Origin of the sequence: Glutamicibacter protophormiae (genome assembly GCF_014647495.1) — a bacterium.
GTDB lineage: Bacteria > Actinomycetota > Actinomycetes > Actinomycetales > Micrococcaceae > Glutamicibacter > Glutamicibacter protophormiae.
The window spans coordinates 1-1,145 of the sequence record NZ_BMPH01000033.1; the positions used below are offsets into that span (position 1 = coordinate 1).

Here is a 1,145-nt window from a genome sequence, read left to right on the forward strand (position 1 = left end):
TGGCTGGTGATGCTGCCAGCGGGTTAGTAGATGGTGATGCCGTCGGGATCGGGTGGCGGGTATTTCACCGGGACTGGCGGGATGAGGTGTTCGCCGTGGAAGAGCATGCGGTTCAGCCGGCCCATGCCGGTGGTCGGCGGGCTGGAGGAGACGTATTCGACCCCGGAGGTGGGGCGGATGCGGATGCGGTGCGGGGCACTGGATTCGACCTCTTCTTCCCAGCCGGGGGCTTCCTTGGCGAGGTTGCAGCTGGCGCATTTGAACGCGCCGTTGCTGAAGCTGGTGCGTCCGCCTTTGGCGGCTTGTTGTACGTGGTCCAGGTGTTCTGGTTTGTTGGTGCAGTAGGGGGTGCGGCAGAACTGGTCGCGCAGTTGGATCAGGTGGCGTAGTTGGCCTTGGTAGCTGCGTTCGCGGGAGTCCATGGTAACCAGGTCCTGGGAGTTGGGGGCCATGAACAGGCGGCGGAACATCGGGTAGGCGTGCACGCGGGCGGAGAAGTTTTCCTGGATGTGCTGGGGTGGGGTGGTGCCGCGGGTGGCTTGCAGGTCGGCGATGAGTTGGCGGGCGTATTCGGCCGGGATGCTGCCGTAGCCGGGCAGGCTGGCGGTGTCGGGGGTGCGCAGGAACAGGGCCCGGTCGGTCATGACCAGGTTGACGTGCAAGGTGATCGGCAGGGGTTCATCGAGCTGGTGGCCGGTGATGGCGCGGGTGAATAGATCGGCGCGCAGTTGGCTGCGGGAGCGGGGGTCTCCGGCGGCGAGGGCCTTGTTGACTTCGCGGGTGAGGAAGTCGTCCAGGGCGAGGCCGATTTCGGGGGAGACTTTGCCGTTGATGTGGATGCAGTCCTTGCCTTTGCGGATGCGTAGGTAGCGTTCGGCGGTGGCGTGTTCGAGTTCTTCGGTGCGTGGGGTTTCGCGCATGAGGTCGACGGCTTTTTGGGCGGTGTCTTTGGCTTGGGTGGTGCTGGCGCCGTCGAAGAGGTCGGGGTGTTGTTGGTAGAAGCGGTCGAATTCGGTGCGTTCGGCGGTGGTGGAGTCGTCCAGGGGTGTCATGATGGCCAGGATCAGGTCTTCGCCGAGGTGGCCGTGTTCGAAGCGGGAGAAGAGGTAGGGCATGTCGGGGATGAGGTTGCGGACGCGGCGCAG

The 1,145-nt window shown here is 64.9% G+C and carries 1 protein-coding gene; it reads right to left on the reverse strand.

The genetic code is table 11. From position 1 onward, the window contains the following. Positions 1–23: 23 nt before the first annotated feature. Positions 24–1,145: HNH endonuclease (locus IEY43_RS18000; protein ID WP_188950401.1), on the reverse strand; the 1,122-nt coding region annotated here is incomplete at its 5' end.